This window comes from Lysinibacillus mangiferihumi (assembly GCF_003049665.1).
GTDB classification, from domain to species: domain Bacteria; phylum Bacillota; class Bacilli; order Bacillales_A; family Planococcaceae; genus Lysinibacillus; species Lysinibacillus mangiferihumi.
The window spans coordinates 1-17,920 of record NZ_PYWM01000012.1; the positions used below are offsets into that span (position 1 = coordinate 1).

Here is a 17,920-nt window from a genome sequence, read left to right on the forward strand (position 1 = left end):
ATGCCGTCCCACCTTGTTTAATTTTCGTCATCATGGCCTCATTGGAATCAAATGTTTCGTAAATGACATGGATGCCTGTTTCTTTTTCAAATTGCTTTAGTAAATCGGGGTCTATATATTCGCCCCAGTTAAAAATAGTTAATGTATCTTTTCCACTTTTACCACCGGTAGCGCTCATTGCATCAGCCGCGTACACTAACAGAGCGGAGACGACAAGTATGGCGATGGTAGCTTGAATTAAAGACTTCATTGTTGTCCCTCCGTTCTTTTACTCGTACGACTTGTGAAGAAATAATAGCCGACTACTACTATAATTGTAACGAAGAATACTAAACCAGAAATGGCGTTCACTGTCAGAGAAATACCAGCACGTGCCATCGAGTAAATTTCAACAGATAAAGTACTAAAGCCATTTCCTGTCACGAAAAATGTTACAGCAAAGTCATCTAGTGAATACGTTAAAGCGAGAAAGAAACCAGCAAAAATCCCTGGTTGGATATACGGTAAAATTACGCGCATCATAACATCTTTTTTCGTTGCGCCAAGATCTAAAGCCGCATCAATTAACGACTTATTCATCTCTAATAATTTTGGTAAAACCATCAGTACGACAATAGGAACACTAAACGCGACATGGGCTAATAATACTGAAGCGAAGCCCAGTTTAATGCCTACCATTGTAAATAAAATTAAAAAGCTTGCACCGATAATAACATCTGGACTAACGATTAATACATTATTTAAGGAAAGCAGGGTATTGCGCATTTTCGAATCTTTTACTGTAACGATCCCGATTGCGCCTAGTGTGCCAATAATTGTGGAAATTAGTGCAGAAAGCAAAGCCACAATCACCGTATTAATTAAAATAACGAGTAATCTAGAATCCTCGAATACAGCTTTATAATGATCCAATGTGAAGGATTGGAAGTTTGTCATGGAATCCCCACTATTGAATGAGTAAAAGACTAAGTAAAAAATAGGAGCATACAGGACGATAAAAACAATCGCTAAATACACTTTTGCAGATGTGGACAGTTTGCTCATCGTACGCGACCTCCTTTATCCTTTTGACCTGTAATGAACATGATGATTACCATAAATAAAATTAAAAATACGGCAATCGTTGAACCCATGCCCCAATTTTGCGTTACAAGGAATTGTTGCTCAATTGCTGTACCGAGCGTAATAACGCGGTTTCCTGCAATTAAGCGCGTAATCATGAAAAGTGATAAAGCAGGGATGAAAACAACTTGAATTCCTGATTTAACACCATCCATTGTTAGTGGCAGTACAACGCGACGGAATGTTGTAAAGGCTGAAGCACCTAAGTCACGAGCTGCGTAGACAAGGGTTGGGTTAAGACGATCCAACGAGTTGAAAATTGGTAAAATCATAAAGGGAATAAAAATATAAACGGATACGAAGACAAAGCTCATATCAGTAAATAGCATTTGCTTCGGATCAAAGCCGAATACTTCAATGGCTGCATTGATTGGACCATATAAACCGAATATCCCTATAAACGCATATGTTTTTAACAAAAGATTAATCCACGAAGGAATAATAATGAGCAATAGCCATAGCTGTTTGTGTTTGGTCTTCGTTAAAAAATAAGCTGTTGGGTATGAAATCAGCAATGTAAAGAATGTGATTAAAAACGCATACCAAAACGAACTAAGTGTCATTTTTAAATAGACAGATGTAAAAAATGCTTTGTAGTTATTGAGCGTAAAATTGCCATGTAAATCTAGTAGGGAGTAGTAAACAACGAGGGCAATCGGCGCAATAACAAATAGTGCAATCCATAAAACGTATGGAAATAACGCTGATTTCGAAGTTTTAGTTTGCATCTTCGTCATCTCCATAGGATTCTAGACGTTTATCGAACTCTTCCTCAGTTTCATTTAGGCGCATTACATGAATGGCTTCTGGATCAAAGTCTAAACCTATTTCTGTCCCTACTTCAGCTTTCTTCAATGAATGGACAAGCCACTCATTACCAGCTTTATCGTAAGTGGAGAGCTCATAATGGACTCCACGGAATAATTGTGTATCAACTTTAACAATTAGTTTTCCTTTGTCGACTGTTGTGATTTCCAAATCTTCTGGACGAATAACAATATCAATTTTTTCATTTGGTTTCATTCCTTGGTCAACACATTCAAACACTTTCCCAGCAAACTCCACTTTAAAATCTTCTATCATAACGCCGTTAACAATATTTGATTCTCCGATAAAGTCGGCCACAAAACGGTTAATGGGTTCATCATAAATATCTACTGGTGTACCTGATTGTTGAATTTGCCCTTCGCTTAAGACAAATATTTCATCACTCATGGCAAGTGCCTCTTCTTGGTCGTGTGTGACAAATACAAATGTTTTACCAAGTCGTTGTTGTAATTCACGTAGTTCATACTGCATTTCTGTACGAAGTTTTAAATCAAGCGCAGAAAGAGGCTCGTCGAGTAAAATAACTTCTGGATCATTAACAATAGCTCGTGCAATCGCAACACGTTGACGCTGACCACCCGACATTTCAGAAATTTCTCGATTGCCATAGCCGGCTAAGTTGACAAATTTTAGCGCTTCTCCCACACGTTCTTTAATGTTATTTTCAGGAAGTTTTTTAATACGTAATCCAAATGCTACATTTTCAAAAACATTTAGATGTGGAAATAACGCATAATCTTGAAATACTGTGTTAACTTGACGTTCATTGGCTGGAACCGTGTTGATTTTTTTATCGTGGAAAAACACATCGCCTGTAGTTGGTTCTGTGAAACCAGCGATAATGCGTAATATCGTTGTTTTACCGCAACCTGACGGACCAAGCAACGTATAGAACTTTCCCTTTTCAAGCTCTAAGTTAATATTTTTTAGGACGACTGTGCCGTCGCTATATGATTTTGATACATTTTCAAAGCGGATAATAGAATTTGTTGTCATTGAAGCGCCTCCTTAAGCTATAAATAAGAATCCGTTGCGACGAGTAAAATTTTTGTTTCATCGTCATGGGCATTAAAAATTTGATGATGATCTGCCGCGTCAAAATAGAGCGCATTACCTTCACTAGCTATATATTGTTCATTCCCTAAAACGAGACGAATACGCCCTTTGACAATATAAATAAATGTTTCTGATAGCGATGGTTCAAACTGTTTGAATTCGCCGTCAGCAGCAAGTGTCAAAAAGATGGGCTCCATTTCTTTCTCATTAGATGTAGGAATAAGCCATTGAATTTCATATTTTTTTTCTTCGTCTGTATAAGTCGATTGATCTTCCTCGGTGTAGACAACCTTTTGCTCAGGTGCATCATCATCGAAGAATTCCTTGGGCGTCGATCCTAAAACTTCTAATAATGAAAAAAGCGTTTCAATAGAAGGCGAATTCAAATCACGCTCTAGTTGTGAAATATAGCCTTTACTTAAATCTGTACGTTCTCCAAGCTCTTCTTGGGTAAGACCTTTTTTCAAACGAAGTGCTTTAATTTTTCCTCCAATTTGCATCGTTTCCCTCCTAGAAGAAGTTTAGCAATCATAAACTTTCAGAAAATGAAGTTTACTTTAACGAAACTTTTAGTTTACTAAAAACATTACTATTATACATAATAATGAAAAATTTGCAATCGTTTTGGAGGAAAAAATGCAGATGTATTTGAAAGAAAAGAAGCTTCTCTATTTTCGAGCAGTTTTTTGTGTTATTCTAGAATAAATTTACGAAAAGAAGCTAATAACTATAGTGTAGTGATGATTATTTATTGGGTATTTGACAAAAATTTGTCAGTACACTTGAAACGATTAGCGTGGCGAAGTGCACTTCGTTGAAAATCTGTGCTTTCTTTGCTATCGTAGAAGACGGTTCGCATGTGCGAATGGAATATAAAACTACATATTATTCGGAGGGATTTATAATGGCAGAACGCATGGTAGGTAAACAAGCCCCAGACTTCACAATGGAAGCAGTACTTCCAGACAAATCTTTTGGTAAAGTATCTTTAGAAGAAATTAAAGCACAAGACAAATGGACTGTACTGTTCTTCTACCCAATGGACTTCACTTTTGTATGTCCAACAGAAATTACTGCGATGAGCGATCGTTATGATGAGTTCGAAGACTTAGATGCAGAAGTAATCGGCGTTTCAACTGATACAATCCACACGCACTTAGCTTGGATTAACACAGATCGCACGCAAAATGGCCTTGGAGAATTAAAATACCCATTAGCAGCAGATACGAACCATGCGATTTCGAAAGAATATGGCGTTTTAATTGAAGAAGAAGGTATCGCACTACGCGGCTTATTCATCATTAATCCAGAAGGCGAATTAAAATATCAAACAGTATTCGATAATAATATTGGCCGTGACGTTGATGAAACTTTACGTGTATTACAAGCTTTACAAACTGGCGGTCTTTGCCCAGCAAACTGGCGCCCAGGTCAAGCAACTCTTTAATTGAATTGAGCAAAGTCCTTCACTTTTAAAAAGAGCGGGATGAATGCGAATTATGCAATGAAATCAGTAGTGGTACAGCTATTGAGCAAGTCGGAGTACTCTGGCACTGTCTAGATTTTTTTCGAGCTTTTTGAAAAAAATCTAGACGCAATTACGCCAAGGCTCAATTCATGCATAAAATGAATAATGGGTCCCCACGACACGCTTGTGGGGATATTTTTTTCAAGGGAGGATTTTTTATGAAACTTCGTGAACAAATGCCTGAACTTACAGGTGCAACAACATGGTTAAATGGTGAAGTAACGAAAGCACAATTAGTTGGCGAAAAACCAACACTAATCCATTTTTGGTCTGTAAGCTGTCATTTATGTAAAGAAGCAATGCCGGAAGTGAATAATTTCCGTGACAAATATAAAGATGAATTAAACGTTATTGCTGTGCATATGCCACGTTCTGAAGCAGATACTGATTTGGATACGATCAAAGCTGTTGCAGCAGAGCATGATATTACACAACCGATTTTTGTAGATAATGAAATGAAGTTAACGGATGCTTTTGAAAACCAATACGTACCCGCTTACTTCGTATTCGATAAAGACGGACAGCTTCGCCATATGCAAGCTGGTGGTAGCGGTATGAAGATGTTAGAAAAACGTGTGAATCGAGTTCTCGATGAAATGCGTAACGCATAATTTTAATATTTGCTAGGCGGGGATGTTTAAATCCTCGCTTTTTTTAATAGTAATATTATAGAATGTCGAAAATACTAGATAGAAAAGGTAAAATGACGATTGGTCTCCTGTTTTGACAATACATATAAGCGAGAATAAGTTAAAATAAAGTAATTGTAGTTTTCGGAGGGATTTTGAATGATGAAAAAAGAGTTTGCCGTCATTGGACTTGGACGTTTCGGAGGGAGTATTGTTCGTGAGCTTATGAGTCAAGGTGCGCAAGTAATGGCGATTGACCATTCATCTGAACGGGTAGATGAGTTTGCTGCCATCGCAACGCAAGCTGTTATTGCCGATTCAACAGATGAATCGGTATTAAATTCATTAGGTATTCGGAATTTTGAACATGTCATTGTCGCTATCGGCGAAGATATTCAGGCAAGTATTTTAACGACCATTATTTTAAAAGAAATAGGTGTTCAGCAAATTACAGTAAAAGCTCAAAACGACTACCACGAAAAAGTGCTAAGAAAAATTGGAGCAGATTTTGTAGTTCATCCTGAGCGTGATATGGGTATCCGTATAGCGAATAATATGTTATCTAATACGGTGCTCGATTATTTAGAGCTGTCAGATGAGCATTCGATTATGGAATTAAAAGCGAATGATGCCATTGCCGGTTATTCGATTATGGATTTAGATATCCGTGCAAAATACGGCATTAACATTGTCGGCATAAAACGAGGATCCGATATTATCGTTTCTCCACAAGCAAGCGACAAAATTTTACTTGGAGATATTATGCTTCTTATCGGTGCTGATGTGGATATTAACCGTTTTGTGAAGAAGGCAATGAAAGAATAAGAAAGAAGTGGAATATTGTAGTTGGTTTGCAATACTCCATTTTTTCATATACAATCCAACTTTTTATGAAGTTTGTTAAGAAAGCTGATGGGGAGTAGGTTTAGCACATGTTTAAATTTAGGAAAGAACCATTACTACGGTTTCTAAAAATTATATTTCCAATCATACTTTTAGCGATAGCGATTTACGAAATACAACAATCGCTAAGGGGGGTAAATGTAAATTTACTGCGAAATGAAGTTAGTCAATTGCAAGTATGGGAACTGTTGTTGATTTTTTTCATTACGTTTTGTGCGATTACTCCGATGATTTTTTACGATGTTATTTTGGTAAAACTATTAGGAATGAAAATAAACAAGCGTACTTTAGTGAACAATTCGTTTATTGTCAACACATTTTCGAACCTTATTGGCTTTGGCGGTTTAGTGGGTGTATTTCTACGAAATTATTTTTATTCAAAATATAAAGTGGATCGTGAAGGCTTGTTAAAGAGCATTGCCACCGTTACTCTTTTTTATTTAACAGGGATTTCATTGTTAACTTGGTTGATGTATCTGTTCTTTTGGGATTTCCCAATGTTAAAAGAAATTCGCTGGTTATCAATTGCTGTCATAGTGGTCAGCTTATATGTTCCTGTATTTTTAGTGATGCATCTTATTCGCTATAACAAAAGAAGTGCCTTAACGTATAAAGTATTCCTACAGTTAATGATTACTTCTGTTGCTGAATGGCTTGCGGTCTTTTTTGTCATTTGGATGTTAACAATCATCATCCAAATACCGATGGAGCTCTCTACGCTCATACCGATATTTTTAATTGCCTCATGTGCAGGTATAGTAAGCATGATTCCGGGAGGGGTTGGCTCATTTGACCTTGTTTTTTTATGGGGGACGCAAAGTGTTGGAATTGCAGAAGAAAAAGTACTCTTTTTATTAATCTTGTATCGTGTGGGCTACTTTGTACTACCATTTTTAGTGTCTGTACTATTATTTATGAAAGATTATTGGGAGCGTTGGAATCGGTCGTGGGATGATGTACCAAATGTTATTTTTCAAAAGATTAGTCATATGTTGTTAACCAGTTTAGTATTTATCTCGGGCATTGTCTTACTGTTATCAGCATCTGTACCAGGTATTTTAAGCAGATTAAAAATCGCTCAGGAGTTTTTATCATCGCCAATTATGAATATTTCCCATCAATTGACTGTTGCGGCAGGCTTTATTCTATTAGGGTTGTGTAGGGGAATTAAATATAAAGTGAAAACGGCTTATCAACTTGCCATTATCGTGCTTAGCAGTTCGGCTTTATTTTCAATTAGTAAAGGGTTTGATTATGAAGAAGCCATTTTTTTACTGATAGTCGCTGTATTGTTAATGGCATCCAAAAAACAATTTTATCGGGAAAGTTATGTCTTAACATGGGGTACTATTTTATTTGACCTTGCTGCGGTTATTTTCATTACGGCAATGTACTTATTAATAGGTTATATCAATTTACCTACCGCAAAAATTCATATTCCGACACCATTGCAATATTATATGCTTACAGATTATCGGGATTTATTTTTCAGTGCAATGATCGGTATTCTCATCGCTTGCGCTATTTTTTACTTAGGTTATCTTACACGCGGACCTAAAAAAATGCACAAGCTACTATCAAAAGAACATGAAGATAAAATCAAAAGTCATCTTATGGAGTATACGGGAACGGAGTTTTCACATCTCATTTTTTTGCATGACAAATTTGTCTATTGGAATAAAGAAAATACGGTGTTATTCGCCTATCAAATCTATGCAGATAAAATCGTGGTACTAGGCGATCCGGTAGGTCCAGAAAGTGATTTATTATCGGCTATTCAGGAGTTTTTGGAAGTAGCAGATAGGCATGGCTATACACCTGTTTTTTATGAAATTAACAACAAGATTTTCCCTGTGTTACATGAGCATGGTTATAGCTTTTTTAAGCTGGGCGAGGAAGCGTTTGTTGATTTAGAGATGTTCACATTTGCTGGTAAAGAAATGAAGGGCAGCAGGGCGGTAAAAAATAGATTTGAACGCGAGAACTATACGGTCGCAATATTAAGTCCGCCCTACTCACAGGAGGTTATGACTGAACTAGCGGAAGTATCAAGAAAATGGCTACAAGGAAGGGCCGAGAAGGGATTTTCTCTTGGCTTTTTCGATGAAAATTATTTGAACACCTCAAAAATTGCTGTGTTAAAAGGAGCTGAAGGCGTCATTGGCTTTGCAAGCATCATGCCCATGTATGATAAGGGCGAAAGAATTTCAGTCGATCTGATGCGCTTTAAACCTGGGGCACCGTCTGGTACAATGGATTTCATTTTCTTATCGCTGTTTCAATGGGCGAAAGAACAAGGATACCGTGTATTTAATATGGGCATGTCTCCGTTATCGAATGTCGGTCAATCTAGATACTCTTTTTTAAGCGAAAAAATTGCAGCACAAATATTTTTACATGGCCAGTATTTCTATCATTTTAAAGGCTTAAAAAACTTTAAATTAAAATATGCAGATTTTTGGGAACCAAAATATATAGCGTATCGCAAAAAATCATCGTTGCCCTTTACAATGGCACAAATCACATTATTGATTGGACGAAAGAGAAAATAATTGGATATTTTTAAAATTTGGTAAATATTAAATTAATATGGAAAATTGAACGTGTTATAATTTTCCTATTAACAGTGAAAGGAATGATGAATATGAAACAGGTATGGAAAGTGATTGAGAAGTAGCATACTCATACAATATGTCGCTTTTTCAATCATTCACAGCACATTAAAGCCAGGCGGATGGGACGTTTTTGAGGGAGCTTTACAAGCATGAAATATGAACGCCATTACGCTGAGTTTGAATTGATATGATAATTGAAAAGAGGCTACTTATGTACACAGATCAAGAATTAATTATTCGTCCTATTATCGAGTCTGATTTAGAGCGCATTTGGGAGCTTGTTTATAAAGATGAGCAACCAGAATGGAAAAAATGGGACGCTCCCTATTTTCCACATAAAGCGAAACCGTTTCATGATTTTATGTTAACGGCACATCAATTTATCAATCAAAAAAATTTTTGGGCCATTGAAGTTGAAGGTGTTATTTGTGGTGTCATCTCCTATTATTGGGAGCACAAACCTTCTAAATGGCTAGAAATGGGCATTGTTTTTCATGAGTCTCATAACTGGGGGAAAGGGCTTGGCACTAGAGCAATGACACTTTGGATTGAGCACTTATTTTCAACAATGCCACTTGTGCGTGTCGGCTTTACCACATGGTCACAAAACAAGCGCATGATTCGTGTCGGAGAGAAATTAGGAATGCAATTGGAAGCGACTATTCGCAAAGTGCGTTATTACGAGGGAGTTTATTATGATTCCATTCGGATGGGGATGTTAAGAGAAGAATGGGAAGCTAAAAAAGAATGTCTTATAACTAAATGATATGTTATGTATAGCGCGACTAATCTAAGTGAATATGGGACTGCATTCAAGATTATATTGGATGTAGTCTTTTTTATGGTAAATTTGGGTAAATATATTTGATTTTACACAATGTCTTTGTCATAATAAAGAAAATTCTAATAATGAGGAATAGTATGCTAATAACTGAAAATTGTGTAATTGAGTCTGTAAAGCCACACCATCAAGATGATATTTATTCTTTATATTGTAATCAGGATGTCAGAGCATTTCTTGGAGGGATTCCAGATAAAAACTATATTCTTTCTTCCTGTAACAGCATGTTGCAATCATCATTTCCTAATTCATACTTTTACATATCACTAAAGAACACGAATGAATTCATTGGTCTAGTATCCATTGATGAATATCATGAACAAACAACATACGAGCTTAGCTATCAATTTTTGCCACAATATTGGGGCAAAGGTTACGCTCAAGAAGTTTTAACTGCGGTCATCCATTATGGATTTACTAGTTTACAATTATCAAAGCTAGTAGCAGAAACACAAACTGTCAATATTGCCTCCTGTCGGGTACTAGAAAAAATAGGTATGGAAAAAATACAAGTATTAGAAAGGTTTGGGCAGGAACAAGCTGTTTATCAGTTACTGAACACAAAATAATGGTAGTTGAAAGTAAACAAAGGATAGGGATAGCAGATGGGAAAAGGTGGGCTACTAGAAAGAGAATCCAAAAAATCCGGAAAAAGTTAGCTTCGTGACTAACTTTTTCCGGGTAGCACATCAATTAGAGGTCTTTAGCAATTGATGAAGGTAGGTATTCAATGAAGACATCTGTTGCTTCAATAGTTGTTTCCCACATTTCGCATGGACCATCGAATAATACATGTAGTTCAAAACCATGATTGGTTACATACACCTCATCGTATATCCACCATGCATCGATAATATGCTCAATATTCGATATTTTGTGGACTCCCGTAAATGTTAATTTAATATCAACGGTTTGTCCATTTCCATCATGATGATTTAGTAGTAATATACATTCCTTGCTGTCCGATAAATAGCTAACAGAAATAACGGTTGCATCGTGCATAGAACTTTCGTATAATCGCACAGCATTTTCTGGAAGTAAATGTTTAATTAATGCATAATTCGCTTTACATTCATTTCGTATCGTTTTTAATTTATGTTCAAAACGACTGCGACATTGCTCTATTACTTCTTTTTCTTCTTGTGATGGATAATTGATCATAAATGTTCCTTTATTAATTGCATGGTGGAGTGATACAGGAAGGAACGTTAATAAGTCATTTTTTCTATACGCTAACTCTGATTTTAATCTCTCTATATAGTCAATGTCCATATCATCATATGATTGTACAAGTTCCACCCATTCCTCCTTTGAATCAGGAAATACTACAAATCCGTATATTTGCATTTCATCATATAATTCTTTCGTATAATATTTCATTATTTCCCCCATAACTGAAGTGCCAGGCACCCAATCAATTCTTTTTAAAAAAGAGGGTGCTCCATTGCAGGAGCACTCTCTTTCATGTTGTTGCTTTTATTCATTAGTTTTCTTCAACATCTTTACGGTTTTTCTTTAACATTTTGGATAGCATTTCATAGACAATTGGTACGACTACTAATGTTAATAATGTTGAAGATAATAAACCGCCGATTACTGTAATCGCGAGGTCTTTCGAAATTAGACCGCTACCACCATTACCAATTGCCATTGGAATCATTGCACCAATTGTTGCAATGGCAGTCATTAAAATTGGACGTAAACGTGTTGCGCCTGCTTCTAAAATGGCCTCACGCATTCCAAGTCCGTCGCGTTCCATATGGATAATACGGTCTACAAGTACGATGGCATTGGTCACAACGATACCGATTAACATTAAGAGACCCATCATAACGGATACAGAAATCGTTTGATTTGTTACATATAAGCCAACAAATGCGCCAATGACTGCAAATGGTAATGAGAAGAGGATAGCAAATGGTGCTAAACCTTCACCGAACGTTACGACAAGAATAAAGTAAACGATAGCGATGGCTGCTAACATCGCAATACCTAGTTGCGTAAATGTTTCTTGCATATCTGCCGCTACACCGGATACGCCTGTTGTCACACCTTTAGGTAAGTCTAATTTAGCGATCTTTTTATCTGCAGCGGTCGTTGCTTTTGAAATATCATCGCCAATAATTGTGGCAGATACAGTGGCGAAATATTCACCTTTTGAGCGCGATAGTGAATTAAGTGTAGTACCTTCTTCAACGTTTACTAATTCACCAATTGTCATCGTTGTACCTAAAGCCGTTTTAATTTCAGTTTTTAAAACATCATCGATTGATAAGGCTGCTGCCTTGGCATCGCGTTTGACAATGACGTTAATGTCTTTGCCATCACGTTCAACTGTTGTTAACACTTCTTGTGAAGTAGTAGAATTTAAAGCCATGACAATTTGAGCAGTCGTTAAGCCATATTGTAAGACATTTTTTTGCTCTACTTTTAAGACATGTTCTACATATGAATCTTCATAATCAGACTTCACATCTTCTAGACCTTTGACATCTTTGAGTGATCCTTCAACATCTTTAACTGCGCTACGTAACTTATTTAAGTCTTCACTGTATAATGTGTAACTTACTTCGTTTGAAGCCATAGACGTTGATGAGAAGTTTTGGCTTTTCCATTCACCTGATTGCTCAAGATTAAATACATAGTCTTCTACTTCTTCACGAGCAGCAGGGAAGTCTTCCATTTCTGGGTCAAAGATGAGGTACATTAATGCCCCACCAGCTGTGCCACCCATCATCATTGCTGCTGGGTCAGCGTTTGTAGCATCAGTAATTGAAACTTGTAAAATATCGATATCTTTACGTTTCATTAATTCTTTTTCAACTTGTGCTACATTTGCTTCTGTTTCATCAGCTAGCTCGCCAGTACCAGGTGTATATGTTAAATACATGACCTTTTCCTCTTGAGAACCCATGAAACTAAAGCCGATTAATGGTGTTAAAGCAAGTGAACCAACAAGCATTAAAATCGCAATCGTAGACGTAATGATTTTATGATTTAATGCTTTTTCTAATATACCTCTGTACCAAATAGCTAGTTTACCAACTTCTTGATGCTGGCTTTCCTTTTTCTCTCCGTAGATTTTTTTACGGAATAAGAAGTGGGATAAAGCTGGTACAATGGTAATTGCTACTATTAATGACGCACCTAAAGCAAATGTCATCGTTAATGCGAAAGGCATAAATAATTCGCCAACCATACCGCCTACAAAAATAAGAGGGGCGAATACCGCTACCGTCACTAATGTAGAAGACAAGATTGGTTTAAACATTTCAATAGTTGCTTCACGAATCAGTGCGCGACCCGTTAATTTTTCTTGTTTTAAATGGATACGTCGATAAATATTTTCTACTACGACAATGGAGTCATCAATTACACGTCCAATGGCGACGGTGATTGCACCAAGTGTCATAATATTTAACGTAATATCCATCCAGTTTAATAATAGTAATGCCATGAAGACGGAAACTGGAATTGAAATAATCGAAATAATGGTTGATTTGAAATCGCGTAAGAATAATAAGATAATTAAAACCGCGATTGCGCCACCGAATACCGCTTTTTCAATCATTGTGAAGACTGAATCTTCAATTGGAGCACCTTGGTCAAGTGAAATATCTATTTTTAAGCCGTCAATTCTTTTTTCTTCATCTTTAATCAGCTCTTTTACTGCATTGACAACCGTTACTGTATTTGCATCTTGACTTTTTACGATTTGAATTGCAATGGCATCTTTACCATTTGTACGAGATACAGATTGTACTTTACCTTCAACTTCAATCGTAGCAATGTCGCCTAAGCGAACGAAAGGAGAAGGTTGTGTAGCTGAAGGTGTGACAGGTATTAATAAATCTTTTAATTCATCGATAGATTTAACTTTACCATCTACGGAAACCGCTTGTTCACCAACCGTAAATTGATATAAACCAAGTGATAATGACATATCACTTGCTTGAATCATTTGCTTGACTGCGTCTTCAGTTAAGCCAAGAGCAGCCATTTTTTCTTCGTCATATTTAAACGAAACTTCTTCAATGTGTTGACCTGTAATCGTTGCTGAAGCAACACCGTCGATTTTTTCGATTTTAGGAAGTAATAAATCTTCTACTGTTGATGTTAGGTCAACAATGTCTTCCTTTGAACTACTCACAGATAATGCGACAACCGGCATCATGTTCATACTAATGGCCATGATTGTTGGTTCTTGCGCGCCTTCAGGCAGTTTTACATTATCGAGAGCGGATTCTAACTGACGTTTCTTTTCATCCATATCAATGCCATAGTCATATTCGACTTGCACTTGGGCAACATTTGAAGAGGAAGTGGAATAAACTGCTTTCACATCCTCTAAACTTTCAACGGATTTTTCAAATGGAATAGAAAGTTCATTCATGACTTGTTCAGGCGTGGCACCTGGATACACGCCCATTACAATTAAGTATGGAATCGATATATCAGGGATTGATTCCATTTTCATTCTTGTACCTGAATAAATCCCTGAGACAGTGATGATAATTGTTAATAACCACACTGCCAATTTGTTTTTCAATACAAAATTAACTAAACCTTTCACCTTCACACCTACCCTTTATTGACTTACTAGATTCAATTATTTATACTAATGACTAATCAGTCATTTGTCAACGAAATGCATTAGGAGAGATTTAAAAATATGTTAAAAAAGCAATTAATTATGGAGAAAGCATTAGAACTGTTCTCTGAACAAGGCTTTGAAGCAACATCTGTACAGCAAATTACGGAACGCTGTGGGATTTCCAAAGGGGCATTTTATTTGTCTTTTAAAACAAAAGATGAGCTTCTTTTCTCGATGGTTGACTACTACTTACAGCAATTTATTGCAGACATTGACCACGTAGTCAGAAATTCAAATAATAAAGATATCATGCTGGTTGATTTCTACAAAAATATTTTTCAAGCATTCAAAAAACATGCAGCATCTTCACGTGTTTTTTTTAATGAAAAGGTATTTCTTACAAATAAAGAGCTGTTTCACAAAGTGAGTGCCTATGAAGCAGATATGTCGAAGTCTATAGTCCAGATGCTTGAACAGTTGTATCGTGAAGAGCTACAAGAGACAAAGTACGATGTTATGTATTGTGTAAAAGGGTTTATGAAAAGTTATGCCGAGCTATTTATATTTTCTGATTTACCGCTCGACCTAGATCAGTTGGCGCAATCTTTAGCGGAAAAGACCGATATAATTGCTCGACATACGACCATCCCTTTTATTACCGAAGAACTTGCTCAATTAGTAGCAAGACCATGTGATCAAGAAATAACGCAGGAATCGCTATTACAGTTAATTGATCAAAGTATTCAAAACTTAGAGCCGTCAATTGAACGAGAATCTTTGGAGCTTTTAAAAAATCAGGTTGAGCAGACGACATATAGTCAAGCGATTATAAAAGGTTTAATTGAAAATATTCGCCTGCAGCCGGGGTGTCAATGGGTCGTATATGTATTGGATAAATACTTTCAGTTTTAAATTTGAAATAGAATTGCTCACAGTTTGGTTATTGTGAATAATTCTATTTTTTTGTATTTGTTCTTGAAAAGAGATGTTACTCTTTTTAAAGAGGGAAAGTTATCGTGTTGATATTACTATATACGTAAAACATTGTAGGAGGTTTCAAAATTTTAGGAATTTATGAAATCACATTCAAAATTTTTAAACGTGGGACAAAAAAGAGTAATGGGAGATGTCCTGATTTAATTATTCAACTCCATCCATAGAGAAGGCTTGAACAAGGATACTACTTTATCGAAGAAAAATAGAGTTTCTATGCAAAAAAAGGGGCTGGGACATAACTAAAAAAATTTAAGAAACAGACGAAAGGTGTTCATAATTTTTTGCTATATGGAGACATTAGCTATTCTTGCTTTTGCAATTTAAAAAATTAGAAGTGTTCACTAGTTTGTTGGTAGCGAAGGCGGTGACTCCAGCGGGAACAGCACATAATGTTAGACGCAACAGACCGCGCGTAGCGAGGGTTGCGGCTTACGGTGTGCCCGCGGAAAGCACCGCCGTAGCGGACAACAACGGCATAGCAAAAAAGTGTTAGATTGATGGCAGTCAATCTAACACTTTTTCTCTTATGTCCCAGCCTCTTAATATTGAAGATTATACTTCCATAATAATTGGTAAAATCATTGGACGACGTTTTGTTTTCTCAAATAAATAAGGTCCTAAAACATCAGTGATTTCATTTTTAAGTTCAGTCCATTGAGGTGTTTTACCTTGGATGGTTTCATTTAAATGACGATTTAGCATTTTTTGTGCTTCGTTAATCATTGTGCCAGACTCACGCATATAGACAAATCCTCGTGAAATAATATCAGGCCCTGAAACGATTTTTTGGTTTTCCATATCAACGCTGACAACAACAATTACTAAACCTTCTTCAGAAAGGATACGACGATCACGTAACACAATATTACCGATGTCTCCAATACCATTACCATCAATATAGACATCACCAGAAGGGATGCGTCCTGCAACATGTGCTTCATTTGCACTTAATGCCAGAACATCACCGTTTTCCATCACAAAAGTATTTTCCAGTGGAACATCACAATCTTCTGCTAAATGTGTATGCATTTTTAGCATACGGAATTCACCGTGAATAGGCATAAAGAATTTTGGTTTCATCAGTCGTAGCATAAGCTTTTGTTCTTCTTGTGAACCGTGACCAGAAGTATGGATATTATTTAATGCACCGTGAATAACTTCTGCGCCAGCACGGAACAGTAAATTGATAATTTTATTTACGCTAACCGTATTACCTGGTACTGGTGAAGAAGAGAAGATAACTGTATCGCCAGGCTGGATTTGAATTTGACGGTGTGTACCATTGGCAATACGAGATAATGCTGCCATTGGTTCACCTTGCGAGCCTGTACATAAAATCATTACTTCATTGGCAGGTAAACGGTTAATGCTTTGCGCATCAATAAAAGTATCTTTTGGTGCGTTGATGTAGCCTAGTTCACGGCCGATTGTAATGGCATTATCCATAGATCGACCGAATACAGCGATTTTTCGTCCGTATTTAATGGCAGCATCTGTTGCTTGTTGTAAGCGGTGAATATTGGATGCAAATGTTGCGAAAATAATACGACTATCAACCTTGCGGAAGATTTCATCGATACTTTTCCCAACTGTACGTTCAGACATTGTGAAATTTGGTTTTTCAGCATTCGTACTATCAGATAATAGGCAAAGAACGCCATCACGTCCAATTTCAGCCATTTTTGTTAAGTTTGCAGGCTCTCCTACAGGTGTAAAGTCGAATTTAAAGTCACCTGTGTGCACGATATTGCCAGGAGGCGTTTTTACGACGATACCGTAAGCATCTGGAATACTATGCGTTGTTCTAAAGAAGCTGACAGATGTCTTTCTAAATTTAATAATATCTTCTTCTTTAATTTCGATTAGTTTTGTTGTACGTAGTAAACCATGCTCTTCTAGTTTATTGCGCAATAAGCCAAGTGCAAGCTTACCTCCATAAACAGGAACATTTACTTGACGTAGTAAATAAGGGATACCACCAATATGGTCTTCGTGTCCGTGCGTAATAAATAGCCCTTTAATTTTATCTACGTTTCGTACTAAATACGTGTAATCTGGAATAACATAGTCAATTCCAAGTAAATCGTCTTCTGGAAATTTTATACCGGCATCAATCAAGATGATTTCATCTTGAAATTGAACACCGTAAGTATTTTTGCCGATTTCGCCCAGTCCGCCGAGCGCGAAAACAGCTGCTTGGTCATTTTTAACAAACTTCATGTTTGTTAAATTTCCTCCAAGACGAAGTTCGGACTTGCTTGTTCGTACTCTAAATAGTTACCTTCAAGCAGTTGAATGAACTCAATGTTGTAATGACGGTCTTGTAACTTTTGACGTACTTCACGTTCTGAAGCAGCTTCAAGGTATAGACTTTTAGTGTTTTCGCGAACTGGAATCTCATGTGCTTTTTCTTGATAATAAACTTTGTAAATCATAGTTTGCTCTCCTTTGATTGCGTACATTATTATTGCACATTTGGCTATTACCACACACGTACTACAAGAAAAAATCGCGAATTTCTAGTATACTTTAGACGAATAAAGAAATGAGCGTTTGAATTTCTTGTATCTCAATACTTTAATCTTGCACTTTTCATGAAAAGCAATGAGACAGTGGTTGCGCATAGTCAAATGAATGCATTTCCTTTATATTATCACGCAGCTACTCTAAAATAAAGAAAAGCCCTTCAAATAATGAAGGGCAAATGTTAGGCAATTGATTTTTTTCCGAGTACGCCACGAAGTCGCTTCAACAATTTTCGCTTTAGTTTCTTCAGCATGGCACATCACTCCTTAGGATCATTATAAT

At 36.6% G+C, this 17,920-nt stretch carries 15 protein-coding genes and 1 pseudogene; 7 read left to right on the forward strand and 9 right to left on the reverse strand.

Going from position 1 to position 17,920, the window contains the following annotated elements:
* The 5 genes and pseudogenes from C9J37_RS12535 to C9J37_RS12555 form a co-directional block, all read right to left on the reverse strand.
* Positions 1 to 250, reverse strand: a pseudogene (locus tag C9J37_RS12535) (spermidine/putrescine ABC transporter substrate-binding protein); the annotation flags it as partial.
* Positions 247 to 1,044 carry an ABC transporter permease gene (locus C9J37_RS12540; protein ID WP_024362226.1) on the reverse strand — a complete coding sequence of 266 codons (798 nt, stop codon included), beginning with the start codon at positions 1,042 to 1,044 and terminating at the stop codon, positions 247 to 249. The gene C9J37_RS12540 and the pseudogene C9J37_RS12535, both read right to left, overlap by 4 nt.
* Entirely contained in the window at positions 1,041 to 1,850 is an 810-nt protein-coding gene (locus C9J37_RS12545) for an ABC transporter permease (RefSeq protein WP_024362225.1), read from the reverse strand. Before C9J37_RS12545 ends, C9J37_RS12540 begins: the two co-directional genes overlap by 4 nt.
* The gene (locus C9J37_RS12550) at positions 1,840 to 2,946 is read right to left on the reverse strand and encodes an ABC transporter ATP-binding protein (protein WP_024362224.1); all 1,107 of its coding nucleotides are present in this window, start codon (positions 2,944 to 2,946) and stop codon (positions 1,840 to 1,842) included. Before C9J37_RS12550 ends, C9J37_RS12545 begins: the two co-directional genes overlap by 11 nt.
* A gap of 17 nt (positions 2,947 to 2,963) precedes the next feature.
* Complete coding sequence (locus C9J37_RS12555) at positions 2,964 to 3,506, reverse strand: type II toxin-antitoxin system RelB family anti-toxin (RefSeq protein WP_024362223.1); 543 nt, start codon at positions 3,504 to 3,506, stop codon at positions 2,964 to 2,966.
* Positions 3,507 to 3,910: 404 nt separating this feature from the next.
* Here C9J37_RS12555 and C9J37_RS12560 point away from each other — a divergent pair, with 404 nt between their 5' ends.
* The 6 genes from C9J37_RS12560 to C9J37_RS12585 all read left to right on the forward strand — a co-directional run bounded on the left by C9J37_RS12560 (position 3,911) and on the right by C9J37_RS12585 (position 10,091).
* The gene (locus tag C9J37_RS12560) at positions 3,911 to 4,453 is read left to right on the forward strand and encodes a peroxiredoxin (RefSeq protein WP_025218725.1); all 543 of its coding nucleotides are present in this window, start codon (positions 3,911 to 3,913) and stop codon (positions 4,451 to 4,453) included.
* A gap of 239 nt (positions 4,454 to 4,692) precedes the next feature.
* Complete coding sequence (locus tag C9J37_RS12565; RefSeq protein ID WP_107895618.1) at positions 4,693 to 5,145, forward strand: TlpA family protein disulfide reductase; 453 nt, start codon at positions 4,693 to 4,695, stop codon at positions 5,143 to 5,145.
* Positions 5,146 to 5,325: 180 nt separating this feature from the next.
* Positions 5,326 to 5,988, forward strand: a complete 663-nt coding sequence (locus tag C9J37_RS12570) for a potassium channel family protein (RefSeq protein ID WP_024362220.1) — start codon at positions 5,326 to 5,328, stop codon at positions 5,986 to 5,988.
* A gap of 107 nt (positions 5,989 to 6,095) precedes the next feature.
* A complete protein-coding gene (gene mprF, locus C9J37_RS12575; protein WP_107895619.1) occupies positions 6,096 to 8,618 on the forward strand; it encodes a bifunctional lysylphosphatidylglycerol flippase/synthetase MprF in 2,523 nt (840 codons plus the stop codon).
* Between the two features lie 274 nt (positions 8,619 to 8,892).
* Positions 8,893 to 9,447 (forward strand): GNAT family N-acetyltransferase, encoded by a 555-nt coding sequence (locus C9J37_RS12580; protein WP_107895620.1) that lies wholly within the window; start codon positions 8,893 to 8,895, stop codon positions 9,445 to 9,447.
* 155 nt (positions 9,448 to 9,602) lie between these two features.
* Positions 9,603 to 10,091, forward strand: coding sequence for a GNAT family N-acetyltransferase (locus C9J37_RS12585; protein ID WP_107895621.1), 489 nt, complete (start codon positions 9,603 to 9,605; stop codon positions 10,089 to 10,091).
* A gap of 124 nt (positions 10,092 to 10,215) precedes the next feature.
* Here C9J37_RS12585 and C9J37_RS12590 read toward each other — a convergent pair whose 3' ends face one another.
* Together C9J37_RS12590 and C9J37_RS12595 are read right to left on the reverse strand one after the other, a co-directional pair.
* Positions 10,216 to 10,902, reverse strand: a complete 687-nt coding sequence (locus tag C9J37_RS12590) for a DUF4085 family protein (protein WP_167397309.1) — start codon at positions 10,900 to 10,902, stop codon at positions 10,216 to 10,218.
* 103 nt (positions 10,903 to 11,005) lie between these two features.
* Positions 11,006 to 14,095, reverse strand: coding sequence for an efflux RND transporter permease subunit (locus C9J37_RS12595; protein WP_107895623.1), 3,090 nt, complete (start codon positions 14,093 to 14,095; stop codon positions 11,006 to 11,008).
* 99 nt (positions 14,096 to 14,194) lie between these two features.
* Between C9J37_RS12595 and C9J37_RS12600 the strand changes: the two genes are divergently transcribed.
* Entirely contained in the window at positions 14,195 to 15,028 is an 834-nt protein-coding gene (locus tag C9J37_RS12600; protein WP_107895624.1) for a TetR/AcrR family transcriptional regulator, read from the forward strand.
* Between the two features lie 636 nt (positions 15,029 to 15,664).
* On the opposite strand, the gene rnjA is transcribed toward C9J37_RS12600, so the two are convergent.
* Both rnjA and C9J37_RS12615 read right to left on the reverse strand, forming a co-directional pair.
* Positions 15,665 to 17,332, reverse strand: a complete 1,668-nt coding sequence (gene rnjA / locus C9J37_RS12610) for a ribonuclease J1 (protein WP_107895626.1) — start codon at positions 17,330 to 17,332, stop codon at positions 15,665 to 15,667.
* Positions 17,333 to 17,337: 5 nt separating this feature from the next.
* Positions 17,338 to 17,547 carry a DNA-directed RNA polymerase subunit epsilon gene (locus C9J37_RS12615; protein WP_107895627.1) on the reverse strand — a complete coding sequence of 70 codons (210 nt, stop codon included), beginning with the start codon at positions 17,545 to 17,547 and terminating at the stop codon, positions 17,338 to 17,340.
* Positions 17,548 to 17,920 lie beyond the last annotated feature (373 nt).